The organism is Thermotoga petrophila RKU-1 (assembly GCF_000016785.1).
In the GTDB taxonomy this organism is placed as follows: Bacteria; Thermotogota; Thermotogae; order Thermotogales; family Thermotogaceae; genus Thermotoga; species Thermotoga petrophila.
Genome location: NC_009486.1, coordinates 1,053,829 through 1,073,029 on the forward strand (window position 1 = coordinate 1,053,829; position 19,201 = coordinate 1,073,029).

The window sequence follows — 19,201 nt, forward strand, 5'->3', positions numbered from 1 at the left end:
AAAGGGGGCGCAAGCCCCCTTTTTTGTTCGAGTGGTATAATTTTTTCAAGAAAAAGAAAAACAGAAGAGGTGGAAAGGTGAGTGAATTTCTCACACCTGAAAGGACCGTTTACGACTCTGGTGTACAGTTTCTAAGGCCCAAAAGCCTCGATGAATTCATTGGTCAGGAAAACGTGAAAAAGAAACTCTCCCTCGCTCTCGAAGCAGCGAAGATGAGGGGAGAAGTACTCGATCATGTCCTCCTCGCAGGACCACCGGGACTCGGAAAGACTACCCTTGCACACATAATCGCCAGCGAACTCCAGACGAACATCCACGTTACGAGCGGACCGGTTCTTGTGAAACAGGGAGATATGGCCGCCATCCTCACAAGTCTGGAACGGGGAGACGTTCTCTTCATAGACGAAATACACCGATTGAACAAAGCAGTGGAGGAGCTTCTTTACTCTGCCATCGAAGACTTCCAGATAGACATCATGATCGGAAAGGGTCCGAGTGCGAAGTCCATCAGGATAGACATCCAGCCTTTTACGCTCGTTGGAGCCACGACGAGAAGTGGTCTTTTGAGTTCTCCTCTCAGAAGCAGGTTTGGTATCATCCTCGAACTGGACTTCTACACTGTGAAAGAACTGAAGGAAATCATAAAAAGAGCGGCCAGCTTGATGGACGTTGAAATAGAAGATTCAGCAGCAGAGATGATCGCGAAAAGATCGAGAGGCACACCGAGGATCGCTATAAGACTCACGAAGAGAGTGAGGGACATGCTCACGGTGGTAAAGGCAGACAGAATCAATACCGATATCGTTTTGAAGACCATGGAAGTGTTGAACATAGACGCCGAGGGGCTGGATGAGTTCGACAGGAAGATTCTGAAGACGATCATAGAGATTTACAGGGGAGGACCCGTCGGATTGAACGCCCTCGCCGCTTCACTCGGTGTGGAAGCGGACACTCTGAGCGAAGTTTATGAACCTTACCTCCTCCAGGCGGGATTTCTCGCCAGAACTCCAAGAGGAAGGGTCGCCACTGAAAAGGCTTACAAACACCTGAAGTACGAAGTCCCGGAAAACCGTCTCTTCTGAGGTGATCTCCCATGGGATTGAAAGAAAACCTCGAAAGGGTTCTCAACAGAATGAAAAACGCTGCTCTTCGAGCAAACAGGGATCCCTTCGAAGTGAGGCTCGTAGTCGCTTCAAAATACGCCAGCGTCCAGCAGATGGAAGAACTCGTGTTCCTTGGTATCAGAGAGTTCGGAGAAAACAGAGCGCAGGATCTCGTCAAAAAGAGCGAATATTTCAAGGGCAAACCCATCATCTGGCACTTCATTGGAAGAATACAGACGAACAAGGTGAAATACATCGTACCGAGATGTGAACTGATCCACTCCGTCTGGAGGGAAGAGGAGCTGAAAGAAATAGAAAAAAGGGCAGAAAAACTTGGGAAAATCCAGAAGATTCTCCTTGAGGTGAACGTCTTCAAAGAAGAAACGAAGGCCGGGCTTCTGGTCGAAGAAGTGGAAGAGTTCTTGAAACTCTGTCAGGAATTCCCACACGTCGAAGTTCTCGGCTTTATGACCATGGCTCCCTACGCTGAAAACCCCGAAGAAGTTCGGTGGGGTTTCAGAACTCTCAGAGAGCTAAGGGACGAGCTCGCCAGCAGGTTCAACGGGAACGTGAAACTCAAGGAGCTTTCCATGGGCATGAGCAACGATTTCGAAGTAGCGATAGAAGAAGGAGCAACCATGGTGAGGATTGGAAGCGCCATATTCGAAGGAGGGAAGTGAATGTTCGTGATAGCCAATCTGCTCAGATCGATCGCGGTGGTTCTGAGAACGTTCATATACGTGGAGATTGTGTCCATCGTTGTCTCTGCGATCTTCAGCTGGACCACACCTTACTATTATCACCCTGTAAGAAGGTTCTTTGATGCTTTATCTTCGATCGTTTTGAATCCTATTCGACGCGTTGTGCCTCCAATAGGTTCTGTTGACATATCTCCTATGATTGCCATCTTCATTCTCATGTTCCTGGACGGTTTCCTCGTACAGACCCTCTTCGATCTGGCGGTGAGACTTTCATGAAAATCGCCATTCTTTACAGAGAAGAGCGAGAAAAAGAGGGAAAATTCCTGAAAGAAAAGATTTCAAAAGAACACGAAGTAATCGAGTTCGGTGAAGCGAACGCTCCAGGAAGGGTTACGGCAGATTTGATAGTGGTGGTTGGAGGAGACGGAACCGTGCTCAAGGCAGCGAAAAAAGCGGCCGATGGAACACCAATGGTGGGCTTCAAGGCAGGCAGACTGGGGTTCCTCACATCCTACACCCTCGATGAGATAGATCGATTTCTCGAGGATCTCAGAAACTGGAACTTCCGGGAAGAAACAAGATGGTTCATACAGATCGAAAGTGAACTCGGAAACCATCTCGCCCTGAACGATGTCACCCTCGAACGTGACCTGAGTGGAAAGATGGTCGAAATAGAGGTCGAGGTGGAGCACCACTCTTCCATGTGGTTCTTCGCAGACGGAGTGGTGATTTCCACACCGACAGGTTCCACGGCTTATTCTCTTTCCATAGGAGGTCCCATAATATTCCCGGAATGCGAGGTGCTGGAGATCTCTCCCATTGCACCACAATTCTTTCTCACCCGAAGCGTTGTGATACCCTCGAATTTCAAAGTGGTGGTTGAATCCCAGAGAGATATAAACATGCTGGTGGATGGAGTCCTGACGGGAAAAACAAAACGAATCGAAGTAAAGAAATCCAGAAGATACGTTAGAATTCTGAGACCTCCTGAGTACGATTACGTGACGGTGATAAGAGACAAACTCGGTTACGGGAGGCGTATCGAGTGAATAGACTCTTAAACGAAAAGGTGGAAGAATTCAAGAAAGGCGTTCTCAAAGCGGGATGGTTCATAGAAAAGATGTTCAGAAACTCCATATCCTCACTTGTCGAAAGAAACGAGTCCCTCGCCAGGGAAGTGATCGCAGATGAAGAGGTTGTCGATCAGATGGAAGTGGAGATTCAGGAAAAAGCAATGGAGGTGCTCGGCCTCTTTTCTCCCATAGGAAAGCCCCTTCTCACAGTAACAGCGGGTATAAGGGTGGCAGAGCTCATTGAAAATATAGCCGACAAATGCCATGACATCGCAAAGAACGTCCTTGAACTCATGGAAGAACCTCCCTTGAAACCTCTCGAAGACATTCCAGCCATGGCGAATCAAACTTCAGAAATGTTGAAGTTCGCTCTCAGGATGTTCGCCGATGTGAACGTAGAAAAGTCTTTCGAAGTTTGCAGGATGGATTCGAAGGTTGATGACCTGTACGAGAAGGTGCGTGAAGAACTCTTGCTCTACATGATGGAGTCACCCAAATATGTGAAAAGGGCTCTTCTCCTCTTAGAAATAGCCGGCAACATAGAGATCATAGCCGATTACGCCACCAACATCGTGGAAGTCTCCGTTTACATGGTTCAGGGAGAGGCCTACAAGTGCTACCACGATGAACTCCTTCTCTTCAAAAAATCCGGAGGGGTGCTCTTTGAAAGTTCTGATTAAGTATCTTCTGAAACTCTCCGTTGTCCCTTTCTTGATCGGTCTTGGTGGTTTCATCGTTTTCGTCAGTCTTGAGATTCTCTACCAGCTCTCCGATCTGATAGTGAGGCACAGGGTGGGAATCGAAAAACTCTTTCTCATGCTGTACTACTACCTTCCTTACTTCGTCGCAATGGGTGTTCCCGTTGGAGTACTCCTCGCCATCTTCTGGACGTTCTCACGACTCTCCGAAGAAAGAGAGCTCATGGCCATACAGGTTCACGGAATCTCCCAAAAAAATTTGATCGTTCCCTTTCTGATTCTTGGAGCCCTTCTCTCCATAGCCGTCTTCTTCCTCAGCGATCAAATCGTTCCCGAGTACCAATCAAAAGCAGAAGAAGCAATGTCGAAGTACGTTCTGAAAAAACCCGAGGTTTTTGTCGTTGAAAACGTCATCTCAAAGATAGGAGACGACCAGTATTTCTATGTGGAAAAATACGACGAAAGAACAAGCACGATGTGGAACGTGGTTATTTTCAGATACGGGCATGAAGAGACGATAATCACCGCAAAAAGGGTGCAGAAAAAAGGTAACGACTGGTACCTCTTCAATGGAAATTACTACACCGTCGATAAAGATGGCTTCTTAAAACTCGACGTGCACTTTTCTGAGATGAAACTGGATATTACAGAAGACATAGAAAAACTCCTTCGTGTGGGAAAGACGCCGAGAGAGATGACTGGAAGAGAACTCAAGGAAAAGATAGAATTCTTCAAAAAAGTGGGAGTGAAACCTTCTCCCTGGGTCGTAGAGCTTCACAGCAGATACGCGAACTCTTTGACGCCGATAGTGATAGTGCTCGTTGGAGTGCCTCTCTCTCTTCTCTTTCAGCTGAGAAGCAAATCCTGGGGTGTGATCTTCACTTTCGTACTCGTTGTCCTTTATCAGGGAAGCGGTGCGTGGCTCAGCGCCATGGGAAAGGAAAATCTCCTCGATCCCGTGCTCGCACCGTGGATTCCAAACATCGTGTTCACGATCGTTGGAACGCTCCTGTTTATCCTTCTCGACACCTTTCTCGCCTACAGAATCACAGAATTTCTCTCGAGACTGTTTTTCGTTGCCTTCATCTTCACCGTCTCTTCTCTTTTTTCATCACAGGTTGTCATAGTGTCCGATCGAATGGAAAGGTTTCCGGAGGAAATGGTCTTTCATGGAAGCGTTGAAATATCGTACAAAGATATGACCGTCCAGGCGAGCGAAGCCACGGTTCAGCTCACCGAAGAAGGGAAAGCGAAAAAACTCGAAGCTTCAGGTGGAGTGATATACAGAAAGGCAGACACGATCTTGATTGGTGAGCATTTGATCTTCTATCTGGAAAATGAAAAAAGCGTTCTTACTCACATTCGGGGAAGCACTGTCCTCGAAATAGAAAAAGAAAAGAAAAAAATTTACCTGTCCGGTGAAGATCTCACCTCTGAAGGCTCGAGAACGATCGTGGACATGGGTTCCATCTCCACCTGCTCGGAAACTCCGCCCCATTACAAGCTCAAGGCCAGGTACATAGAAATAAAAGAGAACGACTACCTCCTGGCAAAGGATGTGGTTTTCTATCTTCTGGAAATACCGCTGTTTTATCAACCCATCTTTTTCACTTCACTATCCGACAAACCGCAACCGTTCTCCGTTGAAGTGGGTGTGGGAGATAACCCGTACCTGAAAACCTCTTACAACGTGTCTTACCCCTCTGGACTACTGTATTTCTCAACCAAAAGTGTATTGAGCGGAGACCTGTCTAAGGAACTCAACTGGAACCACAAGATGGGAAGCTGGTCCATCAATTTAGACTACAAAGAATCGACATCCCACAGCGTTTTGGTGAAGATCTTCGACAGTAAAAACACCTTCCTTTTCTCACAGAAAAACGAAGAGAGAATCTATCAGTTCGAAAGAAAGGAGAAGATCCTGAACGGAAGTCTGAACGTGGTTCTCAAAAAAGAATCGGACGGCGAAGACAGTTACATACTCCCACAAGTAACTGTGAAAAAAGTGAGCGTCAAGACGGGTGTAGGAACTTTTTCTGTGGACAGTTTCAATCACGAAACCCGCATAGAAGATCAAGAAAAGAGGAACTCCGGGTCGGTGAGCCTTTCTTTTCGTTCTGTTCCCTTCTTGCTTTTTCAGTCCGTGAGCGTCAGTACCACTGGAAAGTACTTGTTTGAAAACCAAAACCTCGACGAACGAACGAGCTACCTCAAAACAGATTCCATATGGGATTTTCAGAACCTTTCCCTCGGGAAGTTTCTCGTACTGGATGATAAAATATACGCTGGCGTGTACAGATCGAACGAAGACGGCTACCGTGTTGGAAATCTGTTCACAACCACACTCAGAGTGCCTCTGGGGCCTTTTTCCTTCGAGAGTTACTACAAACTCTTCACGGTTTCCGGAGAAAACCTCAGAAAGTTTTCCCAGAATGAATCAAAAAACGAGGTGGATCTGAAAGTATCGTTCTCTTATGAAAATTTCAAATCTTCCTTAGAAACAACCTACGATTTCCTCGAAAAGGAGTTCTCGGATCCGTATCTCAAAACCTCTTACTCGTTCAAAACAGGAGATATCACTCACACTGTGGACTCCACTACCCGGTTCGTTCTGGACGAGATCAGCAGAAGTTACACCACCTGGAACTTCCAGCAGAGAATGGGAGCTTTCCTGAACAGATTCTACTTCACCTACTACTACAGAGAACCACACGTTAAGTACGTCGAGGATCAGATGAGGATATACGGAAAGAATTTCCTTTTCATGGAAAACCCGCGAATAACCACGTACACAAAGCTGAGCGTTGATCCCTTTGAACTGGATGAATTCTGGATACGCGGGACGTTTAAAAAAGGAGAGTCCACCCACTCTTTGAAAATGAGTTATTCCAGTGACAACCTGGAATTTTCTTATCAGACAAAGAACGGTGATCCGGCGCTGGAAATATCTTTTTCATTAAAGGACTGGAACGTGGAGAAGTTTTCTCTGTCTGTTGAAAAGGCTTTGCACTGTCTTGGAACGAAGATTTCAACTTCATTCGGCAGGAATTTCACTCTTGAGAGTTTCTCCATTCTTTTCTTCATAAGAGATTTTCCGAACAGCGGTATCGGTTTCGACACGGAAGAAGGGATAGGGCTCAACGTTTTTTGAGAGGTGAGAACATGCGTGTTCCCCCGCACAACTTAGAGGCCGAAGTTGCTGTGCTCGGAAGCATATTGATAGATCCGTCGGTAATAAACGACGTTCTTGAAATTTTGAGCCACGAAGATTTCTATCTGAAAAAACACCAACACATCTTCAGAGCGATGGAAGAGCTTTACGACGAAGGAAAACCGGTGGACGTGGTTTCCGTCTGTGACAAGCTTCAAAGCATGGGAAAACTCGAGGAAGTAGGTGGAGATCTGGAAGTGGCCCAGCTCGCTGAGGCTGTGCCCAGTTCTGCACACGCACTTCACTACGCGGAGATCGTCAAGGAAAAATCCATTCTGAGGAAACTCATTGAGATCTCCAGAAAAATCTCAGAAAGTGCCTACATGGAAGAAGATGTGGAGATCCTGCTCGACAACGCAGAAAAGATGATCTTCGAGATCTCAGAGATGAAAACGACAAAATCCTACGATCATCTGAGAGGCATCATGCACCGGGTGTTTGAAAACCTGGAGAACTTCAGGGAAAGAGCCAACCTTATAGAACCCGGTGTGCTCATAACGGGACTACCAACGGGATTCAAAAGTCTGGACAAACAGACCACAGGGTTCCACAGCTCCGATCTGGTGATAATAGCAGCGAGACCCTCCATGGGAAAAACCTCCTTCGCACTCTCAATAGCGAGGAACATGGCTGTCAATTTCGAAATCCCCGTCGGAATATTCAGTCTCGAGATGTCCAAGGAACAGCTCGCTCAAAGACTACTCAGCATGGAGTCCGGTGTGGATCTTTACAGCATCAGAACAGGATACCTGGATCAGGAGAAGTGGGAAAGACTCACAATAGCGGCTTCTAAACTCTACAAAGCACCCATAGTTGTGGACGATGAGTCACTCCTCGATCCGCGATCGTTGAGGGCAAAAGCGAGAAGGATGAAAAAAGAATACGATGTAAAAGCCATTTTTGTCGACTATCTCCAGCTCATGCACCTGAAAGGAAGAAAAGAAAGCAGACAGCAGGAGATATCCGAGATCTCGAGATCTCTGAAGCTCCTTGCGAGGGAACTCGACATAGTGGTGATAGCGCTTTCACAGCTTTCGAGGGCCGTAGAACAGAGAGAAGACAAAAGACCGAGGCTGAGTGACCTCAGGGAATCCGGTGCGATAGAACAGGACGCAGACACAGTCATCTTCATCTACAGGGAGGAATATTACAGGAGCAAAAAATCCAAAGAGGAAAGCAAGCTTCACGAACCTCACGAAGCTGAAATCATAATAGGTAAACAGAGAAACGGTCCCGTTGGAACGATCACTCTGATCTTCGACCCCAGAACGGTTACGTTCCATGAAGTCGATGTGGTGCATTCATGATAGAATTTTCTTGAAAAAGACCAGGGAGGTGTTCGACGTGGACATAAAGGCCTACAAAGAAAGAGTGGAAAAAGCGGTTGAATATCTGAAAGGTCAGATCGATGAAACACCCGAAATAGCGATAATACTGGGTTCTGGTCTTTCCGTCATAGCGGATGAGGTGGAAAAGGAGGGAACCTCCAAGAAGATACCCTACAGCGAGATACCAGGATTTCCCATTTCCACAGCTCCGGGTCACAAGGGTGAGCTGATCTTCGGAAAACTCTTTGGAAAGAACGTCATGCTGATGAACGGAAGGTTTCACTACTATGAAGGATATTCAATGAAGGAAGTCACATTCCCCATCAGAGTGATGCAGCTTCTCGGTGTTGAAATTCTGATTGTTACCAACGCCGCTGGTGGGTTGAATCCGGATTTCGAAGTGGGAAGACCCATGATCATAACCGATCACATCAACTTCATGGGTGACAATCCTCTCATAGGTCCTAACGTGGATGAGTGGGGTCCCAGGTTTCCGGACATGTCGGAACCCTACGACAAGGAACTCATAGAACTCGCCTACAACAGTGCAAGAGAACTGGGAATTCCCGTCTATCAGGGTGTCTATGTGGCCGTTACAGGTCCGTGCTTCGAAACGCCCGCTGAGCTCAGAATGCTCAGAAAATTCGGGGCCGATGCAGTTGGAATGTCAACCGTTCCGGAAGTCATAGTGGCAAGACACGGTCAGATAAGGGTCCTTGGAATTTCTGCCATCACCGACAGGGCCGTCCCTGAAGATCTCAAGCCACTCACCGCAGAGGAAGTCCTGGAAGTCGCTGAGAAGACGGGAAGAAAGATCGCTCAGATCATCTTCGAGGTCGTCAGAAAGCTCTGAGGTGAAAAGATGGTTCTCAAGGGGATCCTCTACAGCACGATCGCGGGAATGGCAACCTCGCTCGGTGCGTTGCCGTTCCTTTTTTTAAAACCGCACCACACAAGTGATAAGGTGATCGACTCTTTCTTGGGGTTCGCTGCCGGTGTCATGCTGGCTGCGAGTGCCTTCAGCTTGGTCGCTCCCTCCCTCGAAATGGGAGGAATCGTCAGATTCCTGATAGGCTTCGTCCTGGGTGGTCTTTTCGTCAACCTCGCAGACAAACTCATTCCCCACGAACATCTGCTCAAAGGTCACGAAGGGCCTGACACCAAAAGACTGAAAGGTGTGTGGCTCTTCATCATCGCCATCACAATACACAATTTTCCCGAAGGAATGGCGGTGGGGGTTTCCGCCTTCACACCTCAGGCCCTCGCAATCGCCATCGCAATCGGGGTTCAGAACATTCCCGAAGGAGCCGCCGTGATGGCCTCTCTGATACCCATGAAGTACAAAAAAGGCAAAGCCTTTTTGATAACTTTCCTCACAGGACTCGTCGAAGCGATAGGTGGTCTCCTCGGCGCGGGAATCGTGTCGATCTCCCAACGACTTCTTCCTTACATGATGGCCTTCGCTGCTGGTGCAATGATATACGTTGTCAGCGACGAAGTGATTCCGGAAACCCATTCGAAGGGGAACGAACTGCTTTCCACGTGGTGGATTATGGTGGGATTCCTGGTGATGGCTTCCCTCGACGTGGCACTGGGGTGATGCAGGTGCGTATCGAAAGAGTGGAAAGAATTGAAAGTGAACTGGAAGAACACGTGGGAGATCAGACTTTTGTGGAAGAATCAAGATTTTTGGAGGAAGACGAACAGGGAGAAGGGAAAATTCTCGATCAGATCATCTTCGTCGATGGCAAAAGAAGAAGCTTTGTGCGGATAACAACAGACGAAGGGATCACCGGTATATTCGCGGAACTCTGTGTTGGAGCGGTCATCTGGGATAGAGAAGGTGGTACAAAAACGCTCTTCTCTCCAGACAAACCACCAGTCAAAGAGAGAGTCCTTGGATTTTCCCAGAGCTTCCAAGAAGAAGGATACGAGGAAGTCGGAGGTATTCTCTTCAAAGTTGTAAAAGAAGGCAAAGACGCCATGCAATCGATAGATCTGTACATGAGGTCCTTGGAGATAGAAGAAGTGAGAAAGCACATGGACAAAAACACTCTCATCGTGAAGGATGGACCAGCTGCCCGGGAACTTCCGTTCGAGGAAAACGTGGGACCCATCGGTCTTGTGAAGAACATCGGTGTCACCGAGTTGAGCAAAGAGGACTTCAAGAAACTGCGCTTTCTCAAAAAGGGAGAGCGAAGCAAGATGTTCGTTTCATCGAGGGAAACACCTCTGAAAAAAGTAGGAGCGTACGTGAAACTGATCGATGGAGAAGGTATAAGGGGTCTTGTCAGGTTAGAAACCTACGTGAAGGACGATGATCAGATCCCGTACGTCAGAAAAGTGTTCGACGATCTGGCAAAGACGTTACCACATCTCACGGCAGACCTTCCCATCCCAAGACTTCCGGAAAATATTCTTCCGATACAGTTTCTGGAAGAGAACCTATCGTACTATCTCACCGACAAGAACTACATGAACACGAGACTGTTCGCCTACATCGGGAGATGAAAGAGTGGAAAAACTCTTCAGATTCGAAGCAGAACCGGAGAAACTGCCACCGGCCGTTCTCGCGTACCTGGGAGATGCCGTTCTGGAGCTCATCTTCAGATCGAGATTCACAGGAGATTACAGAATGTCCGTCATACACGAGAGGGTCAAGGAACACACTTCGAAACACGGTCAGGCATGGATGCTGGAGAATATATGGAATCTCCTCGGCGAAAAGGAGCGAGAAATAGTTAAAAGAGCGATGAATTCGAAGGCAGCAAAAAGACACGGGAACGACCCTACATACAGAAAGAGCACCGGTTTCGAAGCTTTGATCGGGTATCTATTCTTGAAAAGAGAATTCGACAGAATTGAAGAACTACTCCGGGTGGTGATGGATCTTGAGAGTCTACGGAAGAAAAATCCTGGAGGAAGCGCTCAGGAATAACGTTCCGATAAAGAAAGTATTCTTCCAAAAAATGCAGAACCCAGGCAGTTACTTTCTCTCCCTCGTGGAAGAAGTCGAAAAGAGAGGTATCAAGTACTCTTTTGAATCAGAAGAAAAGTTGAAGAACCTCTCAGGAACAAAGAAGCATCAAGGGGTTGTTTTCGATATAGAAGAGTACCGGTACAGTTCTGTAGAGGAAATTCTTGAAGCAAAGACTCCACCCTTGATAGTTCTTCTCGATCAGATTCAGGATCCACACAACCTCGGTGCAATCGTGAGGACATCCGTGGGAGCAGGAGCGAACGGAATTATCATCCCAAAGGACAAGTCAGTGAAGGTAACAGAAACCGTCGTGAAGGTTTCGGTTGGAACGGTTTTCAGAGCCAGAATCGCCGTTGTGACCAATCTGGCAAGAACGATAGAAGAGTTGAAGGAAAAAGGTGTCTGGACTTACGCTTCAGACATAGACGGTACACCCATCTACGAGGAAGATTTCACCTTCCCCACCGCCTTCGTCTTTGGTAACGAGGGAGAAGGCATCAGAAGACTCGTGAGAGAGAAGTGCGACAGAGTGGTCACCATTCCGATGGAGAACGACATAGATTCTCTGAACGTTTCGGTGAGTGTGGGAGTGGTTCTCTTCGAAGCTGTGAGACAGAGGAGGATGAAAGGTGCTGGATAAAATAGAACTCTTCATTTTAGATATGGACGGGACTTTCTATCTGGACGATTCGCTTCTTCCCGGATCTTTGGAATTCCTGGAGACTTTGAAAGAGAAAAACAAAAGATTCGTCTTTTTCACCAACAACTCCTCGCTCGGCGCACAGGACTACGTGAGGAAGCTGAGAAACATGGGAGTGAACGTGCCGAACGATGCCGTTGTAACCTCTGGAGAAATCACTGTGGAGTACATGCTGAAACGGTTCGGAAAGTGCCGTATCTTTCTTCTGGGAACCCCTCAGCTGAAGAAGGTCTTCGAGGCTTACGGACACGTCATAGATGAGGAAAATCCGGATTTTGTGGTCCTGGGTTTCGACAAAACACTGACGTATGAAAGGCTGAAAAAAGCCTGTATTTTACTCAGAAAGGGAAAATCCTACATAGCCACCCATCCGGACATCAACTGTCCCTCGAAAGAAGGACCCGTTCCAGACGCTGGAAGCATCATGGCAGCGATAGAAGCCTCGACGGGAAGAAAGCCAGACTTGATCGCTGGGAAACCCAATCCACTGGTTGTGGATGTGATATCCGAGAAGTTCGGTGTTCCAAAAGAAAGAATGGCAATGGTAGGAGACAGGCTGTACACGGATGTGAAACTGGGAAAGAACGCCGGGATAGTCTCCATTCTCGTTCTCACCGGTGAGACTACCCCGGAAGACCTTGAAAGGGCTGAAACAAAACCGGATTTCGTCTTCAAAAACCTTGGAGAATTAGCCAAGGCTGTCCAGTAGCTTCATTTCCTCTTCGGAAAGTTTGATCTCCGCTGCTTTTAGATTCTCCCTGAGATGTTCTACACTGCCGGCCTTTGGAATGGCAACAACATTTGGTTTTGCGAGAAGCCACGCGAGCATAATCTGATAGATGGTTGCTCCATGATTCTTCGCTATTTCTTCGAGTGTTCTCTTCGTTTTTTCTGAAAGAAGAGTTCTTCTCAGTGGAGAGTAGGCCACCAGGGTCACTCCGTTCTTTTGGCAGAACTCGAGAAGTCCATCTCTTTCTGGATCTCTGTCTTCTATGTTGTACTTGACCTGATCGCAGACTATGGGTTCTTGAGACTTGCTGATGGCCTCCTCGAGGAGTCTTCTGTCGAAATTCGAAACTCCTATGTACCTGATGAGCCCCTGCCTGACGCCCTCTGCCATTGCGGAAAGGGTCTCTTCGAGGGGAATCTCTGGATTCGGCCAGTGAATCAGGTAAAGATCCACGTAGTCCGTGTCGAGTCGTTTGAGGGTGTTCTCGAGGGAGCGCAAAAGATCGTCCCTTCTCAGATGCGTCGGCCACACCTTGGACACTATGAAAAGATCCTCACGCCTGAAATCCTTTATCGCCTTGCCGATGAGTTCCTCTGTGTGCCCTCCACCGTAGTACTCTGCCGTGTCTATGTGTGTGTATCCCATTTTGATCGCCGTCTTCAAAAGCTCAACCATCTCTTCGTCTCTGGAGTAATCGGGTGTTTCAAAACCGCCGATACCCCAGGTGCCCAGACCCAGAGCTGGAATCTCTTCTGCTGTTCTTCCAAGTTCTTTGTATATCATTCCAACCACCTCCTGAATTAGTCTAGTATTATTATTATTATAACCTGAGGTGTTAAAATTCAATCAAATCGTGTGGGAGGTGACAGGATGATCGATCTCAGGTCCGACACCGTTACAAAACCAACAGAAGAGATGAGAAAAGCCATGGCACAGGCTGAGGTGGGAGACGATGTGTACGGAGAAGATCCAACCATCAACGAACTCGAAAGGCTCGCCGCAGAGACCTTTGGAAAGGAAGCGGCTCTCTTTGTACCCTCCGGCACCATGGGAAATCAAGTGAGCATAATGGCTCACACCCAGAGGGGCGATGAAGTGATACTGGAGGCAGACAGCCACATCTTTTGGTACGAAGTCGGAGCCATGGCGGTTCTCTCCGGAGTCATGCCCCATCCTGTACCTGGAAAAAATGGAGCCATGGATCCCGATGATGTGAAAAAAGCCATAAGACCCAGAAACATACACTTCCCCAGAACTTCGCTCATCGCCATCGAAAACACACACAACCGTTCTGGTGGAAGAGTGGTCCCGCTTGAAAACATAAAAGAGATCTACACGATAGCCAAAGAACACGGCATAAACGTTCACATAGATGGTGCGAGGATCTTCAACGCCTCAATCGCTTCAGGTGTTCCCGTGAAGGAGTACGCCAAATACGCCGATTCCGTGATGTTCTGTCTTTCAAAAGGTCTCTGCGCACCCGTCGGTTCGATAGTTGTAGGAGACAGAGACTTCATAGAAAGAGCGAGAAAGGCAAGAAAGATGCTCGGTGGAGGGATGAGACAGGCAGGTGTTCTCGCTGCCGTTGGGATAATCGCCTTGACAAAGATGGTAGATCGATTGAAAGAAGATCATGAAAACGCCAGATTTCTCGCCCTGAAGCTGAAAGAAATAGGGTACTCCGTGAATCCCGAAGATGTGGAAACCAACATGGTGATTCTGAGGACCGACAATCTGAAGGTGAACGCGCACGAGTTCATAGAAGAGCTCAGAAACAGCGGGGTACTCGCGAACGCCGTATCCAACACGGAGATCAGACTGGTAACCCACAAAGACGTTTCGGGAAACGACATAGAAGAGGCTTTGAACATCTTCGAAAAACTCTTCAGAACATTCTCCTGAAACAGGAAAAAATTTCACGTTTTTTTCACGGTCGGAGCATTAAGATGAAGCTGGAGACTCTGAAGAGGAGGTGGAAGTATGAAAAGGTTTTTTGTGGTGATGCTCGTACTGACAGTGGCACTGGGTGTGTTCGCGGCGGGCTACAAAGGTTTCTCGGAAAGACCAGCTTTTGAAAGACAGCCCATGGGCTACGCTCAGCAGTTCCCGGGTTGCGGAGGAGGTCCCGGATACGGTCCCAACGCTCCCATGTATGAAAGGCCTCAGATGAGAGCCGAAAGAGGTTTCGGCTACGGTCTCAAACTCCAGATCAGAGACGAAGAACAGCTGAAACTCGCTCTCAAGACAAGGATCGCAGAAGCACTGAACAACTTGGATCTAAACGACGATCAGTTGAAAGAGCTCTACAATGTCGCGAAAGAAACAAAAGAACAGCTCGATTCCCTGAAAGAAAAGTTCGTTCAGCTCCATGAGGAGTACTACAACGCTCTCGTAAAAAGAGACACAAAGACAGCAGAAGACCTGAAAGACCAGATAGACGACCTCAGAGATGAAGTGCAGGATATCTACAAAGATTTCGCTGACAAAGTGGACGACATCATCACCGTGGATCAGTACAGAAAATTCAGAGGCAGCGAAAGAATGTTCCTCGTTCTCCTCAGCGACGAAGGCTTTGAAGTGCTGGAAGAAATGGTTCAGGAGTAACTCTCTTTCCCCACACCCCGGCGGGCCCGCAATGGGCCCGTCTTTCTTCCTCTCTCAAAATGTTGACAAATTTTGATCTTGATGTTTCTGTATGGTAATATTCTTATAGAACACTACATAAAAATTTATGTAATCTTTTGTCAACATAAGAGGTGATCGGATGTACAGAATTCTCGTGATAAATCCAGGTTCATCCTCCACGAAGGTAGCTGTGTTTGAAGATGAAAAAAAGATCGCTGAAAAGAACCTCACTCATAGCGCTGAAGAACTGAAAAAGTTCAAAAAGTCGATTGATCAGGAACCTTTGAGAAGAAAAGCGGTGGAAGACTTCATAGACGAGGTCGGCTACAGGATAGAAGATTTCAGCGCGATCGCTGCTAGAGGTGGTGTACTCGAGCCGGTTCCGGGGGGAACTTATGTTGTAGATGAATACATGGTGGATTACCTCATCAATCGTTCTCCTGTTGACCATGTGTCCAATCTGGCAGCTGTGATCAGCTACAAACTGGGAAAACCCTACGGAATACCCTGTTTTGTGGTAGATCCGGTTTCAGTGGACGAAATGTGTGATGAAGCGCGTTTCTCTGGAATCCCTGAAATCGAGAGAAAAAGTTATTCTCACGCTCTAAACATCAAAGCGGTATTGAGAAAAGTTTCCAGAGAGATGGGCAAAACACCAGAAGAGGTGAAGATCGTAGTGGCACATCTTGGAAGCGGAATCTCTGTTTGTGCCTGTAAAAACGGAAAGATAATAGACGTGAACAACGCCAACGACGAAGGACCCTTCAGTATAGAGCGAACGGGAGAGCTTCCCGTTGGAGACGTTGTGAAGACGGCCTACTCGAGTAAACACTCAGCCGCCGAACTGAAAGAAGAATTCACCAAAAAAGGAGGACTTTTAGCGTACCTTGGAACAAAGGACCTCAGGAAAGCTCTCGATAGTATGGAAACCTCGAGGAAAGCGAAACTGGTCGTTGAAGCCATGGCCTATCAGATCGCTAAAGAAATCGGTGGAATGTGCGCTGTCCTTGGAGACAAACCCGACGCCATAGTGATAACAGGTGGCATGGCCCACGAAAACAGATTCGTCCGGATGATCACAGATTACATCGAAAAGTTCGGAAAAGTAGAGGTAATTCCAGGAGAGCTGGAAATGGAAGCCCTCGCACTCGGTGTTTTGAGGGTTCTCAGAGGAGAGGAAAAAGCGAAGGATTATCGGAGTGTGATCGAATGAAAAATCTCCTGGAGATGGTTGAACTGGTTCGGGGAAAAAGAATGAAGATCGCTGTTGTAGCCGCAGAGGATGAAGAGGTTTTGAAAGCCGTTGTAAGAGCTAAGAAGGAAGAAATCGTAGATCCGGTGCTCTTTGGAAAGAGAAAAGAAATAGAGACACTCGTGGAACGAATGAACCTCGAACTGGAAGCAGAAATCGTTCATGCTGAAGATCACTTTGAAGCAGTCAGGAAAGCTGTCGAAAGCGCATCAAGGAATGAAACGCAGATACTGATGAAAGGAAAAATCAAAACGGGTGATCTGTTCTCCGTGTTTCTCAAGAAAGAGTACGGTCTCAGAACCGGTAGAACTCTTTCCGCTGTCAGCGTCCATGAAGTCCCTGGATACCACAAAATTCTGATCATCTCGGATGGTGGTCTCGTCATCTCACCGGATCTTCAGCAAAGAATGGACATCGTGGAAAATTCGATCCTGGTCGCCCGATCCCTCGGCATAGAGAAACCAAAGATCGCACTCTTAGGAACGGGCGATTTGAGAAATCCTTTAACCCTCGAGATCGCTGCACTATCGAAGATCCTCCAGCAAAGGAACGACTGCATCGTCGACGGGCCCTTAACACTTGAGATGGCCATCAGTGAAGAGTTGGCTTCGAAAGCAGGGAACAGTCCAATAGCGGGAGACGCCGATGTACTGATAGTCACCAGCATAGAAGCAGGAAACATCCTCAGCAAATCGCTCATATACATGGCTCGTGGAAAAGCAGCGATTGTTGTTGTCGGTGGTAGAGTACCTGTTGTCCTCACTTCCAGAGCAGACGACGAGGAAACGAGATTTCTTTCCATCGCTTTGAGCGTGCTGGTCGCACAGAAAAAGGGGTGATCGTGTGTTCAGAATCCTCACCATAAATCCCGGTTCTACTTCCACAAAGCTGTCCATATTCGAAGACGAAAGAATGGTGAAGATGCAAAATTTCAGTCATTCACCGGATGAACTCGGCAGATTCCAGAGAATCCTGGATCAGCTCGAATTCAGAGAAAAGATAGTGAGACAGTTCGTCGAAGAAACTGGATACAGTCTGAGTTCTTTTTCCGCTTTTGTCAGCCGGGGAGGGCTCCTCGATCCCATACCCGGAGGAGTGTACCTGGTGGACGACCTGATGATAGAAACCCTGAAATCAGCAAAAAACGGAGAGCACGCTTCAAATCTGGGAGTGATCATAGCCCACAGATTCTCGGCTGAAACGGGTGTGCCTGCTTACGTGGTAGATCCCGTCGTTGTCGATGAGATGGAAGATTTTGCACGTGTCAGCGGACATCCAAACTATCAGAGAAAATCCATATTTCACGCTTTGAACCAGAAGGCCGTCGCAAAAGAAGTTGCCAGGATGATGAATAAAAGATACGAAGAGATGAACCTCGTCGTGGCTCACATGGGTGGAGGCATCTCAATCGCCGCGCACAGAAAGGGAAGAGTGATCGATGTGAACAACGCTCTGGACGGGGACGGACCGTTCACACCTGAGAGAAGCGGAACGCTACCTCTGACACAGCTTGTTGACCTTTGTTTCAGCGGGAAATTCACTTACGAAGAGATGAAGAAGCGTATTGTGGGAAACGGCGGACTCATGGCGTATCTTGGAACCAGCGATGCCAGAGAGGTGGTCAGAAGAATCAAACAGGGTGATGAGTGGGCAAAGAGGGTTTACAGAGCGATGGCCTATCAGATGTTTTGAAAGGTGAGGTTGATTTCATAGTTCTCACAGGTGGTCTGGCTCATGAAAAAGAGTTTCTGGTCCCATGGATCACCGAAAGGGTGAGTTTCATAGCACCGGTGCTTGTCTTTCCAGGAAGCAACGAGGAGAAAGCACTTGCTCTTTCGGCACTGCGGGTGCTGAGAGGTGAAGAAAAGCCAAAAAATTATTCTGAAGAATCTCGAAGGTGGAGAGAAAGGTATGATTCGTATCTTGATGGGATCTTACGGTAGCGGGAAAACGGAAATATCGATCAATCTTGCCTTAAAACTGAAGAGTTCGGGGAAGGACGTATCACTGGTCGATCTGGATGTGGTAACACCCTATTTCAGATTGAGAGACCTGAAGGAAGAATTAGAAGTACTTGGAATCCACGTTGTGACAGCGGAAGACAACCTCAGGTACAGTGACTTGCCGATCATACCAAAAATCACAGACTGGCTGTCCAGTGAAGAAGCCGTCATCGACACAGGAGGAGAAGAGGGAGCGAAAGTAATAGGAGTTCTAAGACATCTTTTGAATAGAAAAGACACACAGACGTATTTTGTCTTAAATGTCTTCAGACCGTTCTGTGAACGCCCGGAAGACATTATCGAAAACTTGGAGAAAATATCCGCTCTTTCCAGGATGAAGTTCGATTTCCTGATAAACAATTCCAATCTCGGAGACATGACCACAGCAGAAGTTGTTCTCGAAGGAGAGCGGATAGTTTCAGAGGTTTCCAGGAAAACAGGGATAAAGGTTCTTTTCACCGCTGTCCCGGAAGAACTGCTCGATCCTCCTGAGACTGAATATCCCCTTTTCAGGGTCAGAAGGTTCGTGAAAAGAAAATTGGGAATCGGGGGATGAGAATATGAGAGGCTACATAACGATCGATTCAGAAAGATGCAAGGGTTGTGGCCTGTGCATCTCCGTGTGCCCTGCAAAGGTGATCGAGTTTTCCCACAGGTACAATTCGAAAGGCTATCATCCTGCGGTGTACAAAGGAAATGGATGTATAGCCTGCGGATTCTGCTATCTCACTTGTCCGGATGTTTGTATAACCGTTTTCAGAGAGGTTCAGAAGAAAGTCAACGTGAAGGTTTGAGGA

20 protein-coding genes and 1 pseudogene are annotated in these 19,201 nt (G+C 47.5%); 20 read left to right on the plus strand and 1 reads right to left on the minus strand.

From position 1 onward, the window contains the following. Positions 1 to 77 precede the first annotated feature (77 nt). From ruvB to TPET_RS05275, 13 genes are read left to right on the plus strand one after another with little or no spacing between them, the layout of a single operon-like run. Positions 78 to 1,082, plus strand: coding sequence for a Holliday junction branch migration DNA helicase RuvB (ruvB, locus tag TPET_RS05215; protein WP_011943578.1), 1,005 nt, complete (start codon positions 78 to 80; stop codon positions 1,080 to 1,082). 11 nt (positions 1,083 to 1,093) lie between these two features. Then, a complete protein-coding gene (locus TPET_RS05220; protein WP_011943579.1) occupies positions 1,094 to 1,783 on the plus strand; it encodes a YggS family pyridoxal phosphate-dependent enzyme in 690 nt (229 codons plus the stop codon). Further along, a complete protein-coding gene (locus tag TPET_RS05225) occupies positions 1,784 to 2,080 on the plus strand; it encodes a YggT family protein (protein ID WP_004082248.1) in 297 nt (98 codons plus the stop codon). It abuts the gene before it with no gap. Further along, complete coding sequence (locus TPET_RS05230; protein WP_011943580.1) at positions 2,077 to 2,853, plus strand: NAD(+) kinase; 777 nt, start codon at positions 2,077 to 2,079, stop codon at positions 2,851 to 2,853. The genes TPET_RS05225 and TPET_RS05230 overlap by 4 nt, the downstream gene beginning before the upstream one ends. After that, the gene (gene phoU / locus TPET_RS05235) at positions 2,850 to 3,557 is read left to right on the plus strand and encodes a phosphate signaling complex protein PhoU (RefSeq protein ID WP_004082252.1); all 708 of its coding nucleotides are present in this window, start codon (positions 2,850 to 2,852) and stop codon (positions 3,555 to 3,557) included. Before TPET_RS05230 ends, phoU begins: the two co-directional genes overlap by 4 nt. Further along, positions 3,541 to 6,726 carry a YjgP/YjgQ family permease gene (locus tag TPET_RS05240; protein ID WP_011943581.1) on the plus strand — a complete coding sequence of 1,062 codons (3,186 nt, stop codon included), beginning with the start codon at positions 3,541 to 3,543 and terminating at the stop codon, positions 6,724 to 6,726. Before phoU ends, TPET_RS05240 begins: the two co-directional genes overlap by 17 nt. An 11-nt stretch (positions 6,727 to 6,737) precedes the next feature. Next, positions 6,738 to 8,093: a replicative DNA helicase gene (dnaB, locus tag TPET_RS05245; RefSeq protein WP_004082256.1), complete on the plus strand. Its 1,356-nt coding sequence runs from the start codon at positions 6,738 to 6,740 to the stop codon at positions 8,091 to 8,093. 37 nt (positions 8,094 to 8,130) lie between these two features. Continuing rightward, positions 8,131 to 8,967 carry a purine-nucleoside phosphorylase gene (locus TPET_RS05250; protein ID WP_004082258.1) on the plus strand — a complete coding sequence of 279 codons (837 nt, stop codon included), beginning with the start codon at positions 8,131 to 8,133 and terminating at the stop codon, positions 8,965 to 8,967. Between the two features lie 9 nt (positions 8,968 to 8,976). Continuing rightward, the gene (locus tag TPET_RS05255; protein WP_004082259.1) at positions 8,977 to 9,714 is read left to right on the plus strand and encodes a ZIP family metal transporter; all 738 of its coding nucleotides are present in this window, start codon (positions 8,977 to 8,979) and stop codon (positions 9,712 to 9,714) included. Next, complete coding sequence (locus TPET_RS05260) at positions 9,714 to 10,625, plus strand: DNA double-strand break repair nuclease NurA (protein ID WP_012896324.1); 912 nt, start codon at positions 9,714 to 9,716, stop codon at positions 10,623 to 10,625. Before TPET_RS05255 ends, TPET_RS05260 begins: the two co-directional genes overlap by 1 nt. A gap of 4 nt (positions 10,626 to 10,629) precedes the next feature. Beyond that, complete coding sequence (locus TPET_RS05265; protein WP_011943583.1) at positions 10,630 to 11,052, plus strand: Mini-ribonuclease 3; 423 nt, start codon at positions 10,630 to 10,632, stop codon at positions 11,050 to 11,052. Next, complete coding sequence (rlmB, locus tag TPET_RS05270) at positions 11,006 to 11,734, plus strand: 23S rRNA (guanosine(2251)-2'-O)-methyltransferase RlmB (protein ID WP_011943584.1); 729 nt, start codon at positions 11,006 to 11,008, stop codon at positions 11,732 to 11,734. The genes TPET_RS05265 and rlmB overlap by 47 nt, the downstream gene beginning before the upstream one ends. After that, entirely contained in the window at positions 11,724 to 12,503 is a 780-nt protein-coding gene (locus TPET_RS05275; protein WP_011943585.1) for an HAD-IIA family hydrolase, read from the plus strand. Before rlmB ends, TPET_RS05275 begins: the two co-directional genes overlap by 11 nt. On the opposite strand, the gene TPET_RS05280 is transcribed toward TPET_RS05275, so the two are convergent. Then, on the minus strand, positions 12,483 to 13,307 hold the full coding sequence (locus TPET_RS05280) for an aldo/keto reductase (RefSeq protein ID WP_011943586.1): 825 nt from the start codon (positions 13,305 to 13,307) through the stop codon (positions 12,483 to 12,485). The genes TPET_RS05275 and TPET_RS05280 overlap by 21 nt on opposite strands. Before the next feature lie 87 nt (positions 13,308 to 13,394). Here TPET_RS05280 and ltaE point away from each other — a divergent pair, with 87 nt between their 5' ends. The 7 genes and pseudogenes from ltaE (at position 13,395) to TPET_RS05315 (ending at position 19,198) form a co-directional block, all read left to right on the plus strand. Then, complete coding sequence (gene ltaE, locus TPET_RS05285) at positions 13,395 to 14,426, plus strand: low-specificity L-threonine aldolase (RefSeq protein ID WP_011943587.1); 1,032 nt, start codon at positions 13,395 to 13,397, stop codon at positions 14,424 to 14,426. Between the two features lie 78 nt (positions 14,427 to 14,504). After that, positions 14,505 to 15,128: a hypothetical protein gene (locus TPET_RS05290; protein WP_011943588.1), complete on the plus strand. Its 624-nt coding sequence runs from the start codon at positions 14,505 to 14,507 to the stop codon at positions 15,126 to 15,128. A gap of 160 nt (positions 15,129 to 15,288) precedes the next feature. Further along, entirely contained in the window at positions 15,289 to 16,362 is a 1,074-nt protein-coding gene (gene buk, locus TPET_RS05295) for a butyrate kinase (protein WP_011943589.1), read from the plus strand. Then, positions 16,359 to 17,240 carry a phosphate acyltransferase gene (locus tag TPET_RS05300; RefSeq protein ID WP_011943590.1) on the plus strand — a complete coding sequence of 294 codons (882 nt, stop codon included), beginning with the start codon at positions 16,359 to 16,361 and terminating at the stop codon, positions 17,238 to 17,240. Before buk (TPET_RS05295) ends, TPET_RS05300 begins: the two co-directional genes overlap by 4 nt. A gap of 4 nt (positions 17,241 to 17,244) precedes the next feature. Next, positions 17,245 to 18,344 (plus strand): annotated as a pseudogene (gene buk / locus TPET_RS05305) (butyrate kinase). Beyond that, positions 18,313 to 18,960 carry a nucleotide-binding protein gene (locus tag TPET_RS05310; RefSeq protein ID WP_011943591.1) on the plus strand — a complete coding sequence of 216 codons (648 nt, stop codon included), beginning with the start codon at positions 18,313 to 18,315 and terminating at the stop codon, positions 18,958 to 18,960. Before buk (TPET_RS05305) ends, TPET_RS05310 begins: the two are co-directional and overlap by 32 nt. A 4-nt stretch (positions 18,961 to 18,964) precedes the next feature. Further along, positions 18,965 to 19,198, plus strand: a complete 234-nt coding sequence (locus tag TPET_RS05315) for a 4Fe-4S dicluster domain-containing protein (RefSeq protein ID WP_011943592.1) — start codon at positions 18,965 to 18,967, stop codon at positions 19,196 to 19,198. Positions 19,199 to 19,201: the final 3 nt, after the last annotated feature.